Here is a 3630-nt window from a genome sequence, read left to right on the forward strand (position 1 = left end):
GTCCCCGTCGCCCGCGGCGGGTCCCCGTCGCCCGCGGCGGGTCTCCGTCGCGTCCGGCGGGTTCCCGTGCTCCGCGGCGGGCGGGCGCTGACCCGCCGCGGGCTACGGGAATACGCCGACATCCAGGACAGCGCGAGGGACCGCGACCGCGATCAGCCCCGGCGCAGGTCGCGCAGCACCGCGCCGAGGGTCGACACGAGCTCGTCGACCTCCTCCTCGGTGATCACGATGGGCGGCGCGAGGCGGATGGTCGAGCCGTGCGTGTCCTTGGCGAGCACGCCGCGGCGCATCAGCTCCTCGCAGACCTGGCGGCCGGTGCCGACGGCCGGGTCGATGTCGATCCCCATCCACAGGCCGGCTCCGCGCACGGTCACGACGCCCGAGCCGACGAGGGCCGCGAGGCCGTCGCGGAGGCGCGTGCCGAGTCGCGTCGCGCGCTCCTGCCACTCGCCGGTCGCGAGCATCCGCACCACGGCCAGGCCGACCGCTGCGGCGAGCGGGTTGCCGCCGAAGGTCGAGCCGTGTTCGCCGGGCCGCAGCACCCCGAGCACGTCCCGGTCGCCGACCACGGCGCTGACGGGGACGATGCCGCCGCCGAGGGCCTTGCCCAGCAGGTACAGGTCGGGCACCACGTCGACGAGGTCGCAGCTGACCGTCGCGCCGGTGCGCCCGAGGCCCGACTGGATCTCGTCGGCGATGAAGAGCACGTTCCGCTCGCGGGTGATCCGACGCACCTCGGGCAGGTACGCCGCGGGCGGCACGACGACGCCGGCCTCGCCCTGGATCGGCTCGATCAGCACGGCGACCGTGTCGTCGTCGATCGCGGCCTCGAGCGCGGCGGAGTCGCCGTACGGCACCGACACGAAACCAGGGGTGTACGGACCGAAGTCGGCCCGCGCCTCCTCGTCGTCGGAGAAGCTGATGATGGTCGTCGTGCGCCCGTGGAAGTTGCCCGCGGCGACGACGATCTTCGCGGCCCCGGGCCGCACGCCCTTGACCCGGTAGCCCCAGGCACGGGCGACCTTGATGCCCGACTCGACGGCCTCGGCGCCCGTGTTCATCGGGAGCACCATCTGCTTGCCGAGCAGGGCGGCGAGCTCGGCGGCGAAGGGGCCGAGCTGGTCGTTGTGGAACGCCCGGCTCGTCAGGGTGACGCGGTCGAGCTGCTCCCGCGCCGCCGCGACGAGGGTCGGGTGGCCGTGGCCGAAGTTGACGGCGGAGTACGCCGCCAGGCAGTCGAGGTACCGGCGCCCCTCGACGTCGGTCACCCAGGCGCCCTCGGCCGTCGACACGACGACGGGCAGCGGGTGGTAGTTGTGCGCCAGCGACGCGTCCTCGACGGCGATCGCCGCGGTGGTGGCGGCGGCCGGGGCCGAGGAGGTGCGGGTCGTGTCGGTCGTCATCGTCGCAGCTCCAGGGTGCAGCACTTCACGCCGCCCCCGCCGAGCAGCAGCTCGGACAGGTCGACGCCGATCGGGTTGTAGCCGCGCTCGCGCAGCTGGCGCTCGAAGCCGGTGGCTGCCGCGGCGATCACGACGTTGTAGCCGTCGCTGTAGGAGTTCAGCCCGAGGATCGAGGCGTCCTCCTGGCCCACGAGCACGGCGTCCGGGAACCGCTCGCGCAGCACGGCGAGCGACGGCCCGTCGAACGCGCTCTCGAGGTAGGCGATGTTGTGCACGCCGTCGACGGGCTCGGGGTCGAGCACGGCGATCGCCGTGTCGAGGTGGTAGAAGCTCGGGTCGACCAGGGTGAGGCCGACGACCTCACGGCCGAAGACCCGGGCGACCTCGGCGTGCGAGTCGGACGCGCTGCGGAACCCGGTGCCCGCGAGGACGACGTCGCCGACGAGGAGGAAGTCGCCCTCGCCCTCGTTGACCTCGTCGGGCACGACCACCTCGAAGCCGGCCGCGGCGAACCACTCCATGTAGGCCGGCCCCTCGGGCTGGCGCTCGGGGTAGGTGAAGCTCGCCCCGTAGGCCTTGCCGTCGAGCACGAAGCCGCCGTTGGCCGAGTAGACCATGTCGGGCAGGCCGGGCAGCGGGTCGATCAGCTGCACGTCGAAGCCGAGCCCGAGGTAGGTCTCGTAGAGTGTCTGCCACTGCTCGACGGCGCGCGAGGTGTCGGTCGGCACCTGCGGGTCCATCCACGGGTTGATGCGGTAGCTGACGGTGAAGTGCTCGGGCCGGCACATCAGCACGCTGCGGTGCGACGCGCGTCTGGTCGGCGGCTGCGGTGCCTCGGGAGAGGGCTGGACGGTCTCGGCGGCGATGCTCACGGAGTTCAGTGTCACACCGACAACGCGCACGTTGGCTGCTCTCTACGCAATGATCGTGCGCCTGGATCACCCTGCGCGCAAGAAATTAGCGTACAGTGCCCGATGTGGACAATCTCGACTACGGCATCATCGACCTGCTGAGGCAGAACGCCCGCGCGGGCTACGGCGACATCGGGTCGTCGGTGGGCCTCAGCGCCTCGGCCGTCAAGCGCCGCGTCGACCGCCTGGTGGCGGACGGCGTCATCAAGGGGTTCACCGTCCAGGTCGACCCGGCCGTCGAGGGCCTCGGCACCGAGGCGTTCGTCGAGCTGTTCTGCCGCGGCACGGTCTCGCCCGCCGAGCTGCAGCGCATCCTCAGCACGGTGCCCGAGGTCGTCGACGCCGGCACCGTCACGGGCAGCGCCGACGCGATCGTGCACATGCGCAGCCGCGACATCCCCTCCCTCGAGGAGGCGCTCGAGCGGGTGCGCAACGCCCCGAACGTCGACCACACCCGCAGCGCCATCGTGCTGTCGAAGCTGATCAGCCGCCGCACGGCCTGAGGCCGGCGGCACCCGCGCCTGGGCACCCCCGCCTCGCCTCCTCAGAAGCCGACCGCGCCGCGCCCGCCCCTACCCCCTCCTCCGCCTCCGCCACCCCCACCCCCACCGCCGTAGCCCCCCCCCCCCCCGCAGCCCCCCCCCGCGCCCCCCCCCCCCCCCCCCACCAGCCCCCCCCCGCCCCCCGCCCCCACCCCCTCCTCCGCTTCCGCCTCCGCAAATGCCGACAGCGGCGCCCCGAATAGTGTGAGATCCGGGCATCGAGGGCGCTGAGCGGGCGCGTCGGTCGGCATTTCCCGCGGGAGACGGGCGCGAGGGGTCAAAGCGAGAGAGATCCGTGGTCTCGAGGGCGGCCGGCGGGGCAGACCGCCCTCGACGGGGCGGATCACTCTCAAATTACGGGGGGGGTCGCGGGCAGGAGGACGGGCCGCAGAGACGCCGTCCAGGACTGCAGCCCGCTCAAATCCGCAGCCGGGCCGGCCGGGGGCCCGGCCCGGACACCGGGCCGCTCAGATCCTCAGGTCGCGCAGCTCGGGGTCCACGAGCCCCGACCGGTGAGCCGTGACCGTCACGCTCTGCTCGCGCACGAAGGTCAGCAACTCGACCCGGCCCTCGTCGGTGACGTCGCCGCCGTGCACCACGACGTCGACGCTCCCGCCGACCGCGCGGGCCAGGGCCCGTGGGTCCCCCCCGATGAGCCGCACGTGCAGGTCGCGGTACGCGGCGACCGCGACCTCGTCGGGCGGGGGGACGTCGCCGTCGCCGTCGCCCTCGACCTCGGCGGCCGGGGGGCGCGCCCCCGGCGCCCCGGCGCGC

4 protein-coding genes are annotated in these 3630 nt (G+C 73.9%); 1 reads left to right on the forward strand and 3 read right to left on the reverse strand.

The annotated features are described in order from the left end of the window. Positions 1 to 152: 152 nt before the first annotated feature. Together rocD and ddaH are read right to left on the reverse strand one after the other, a co-directional pair. Complete coding sequence (gene rocD / locus RWM17_RS13090) at positions 153 to 1403, reverse strand: ornithine--oxo-acid transaminase (RefSeq protein WP_314104343.1); 1251 nt, start codon at positions 1401 to 1403, stop codon at positions 153 to 155. Beyond that, a complete protein-coding gene (gene ddaH, locus RWM17_RS13095; protein WP_399540490.1) occupies positions 1400 to 2269 on the reverse strand; it encodes a dimethylargininase in 870 nt (289 codons plus the stop codon). Before ddaH ends, rocD begins: the two co-directional genes overlap by 4 nt. Before the next feature lie 110 nt (positions 2270 to 2379). Between ddaH and RWM17_RS13100 the strand changes: the two genes are divergently transcribed. After that, a complete protein-coding gene (locus RWM17_RS13100; RefSeq protein WP_123547455.1) occupies positions 2380 to 2817 on the forward strand; it encodes an Lrp/AsnC family transcriptional regulator in 438 nt (145 codons plus the stop codon). Between the two features lie 506 nt (positions 2818 to 3323). On the opposite strand, the gene RWM17_RS13105 is transcribed toward RWM17_RS13100, so the two are convergent. Then, the coding region (locus RWM17_RS13105; RefSeq protein WP_314104346.1) for a hypothetical protein at positions 3324 to 3630 on the reverse strand (307 nt) is incomplete at its 5' end.

Origin of the sequence: uncultured Frigoribacterium sp., from assembly GCF_963515265.1 — a bacterium.
Lineage (GTDB): Bacteria > Actinomycetota > Actinomycetes > Actinomycetales > Microbacteriaceae > Frigoribacterium.

Excerpts from the sequence above, each read along its gene's own strand:
- rocD (WP_314104343.1), bottom strand. The coding sequence starts at position 1,403 with ATGACGACCGACACGACCCGCACCTCCTCGGCCCCGGCCGCCGCCACC.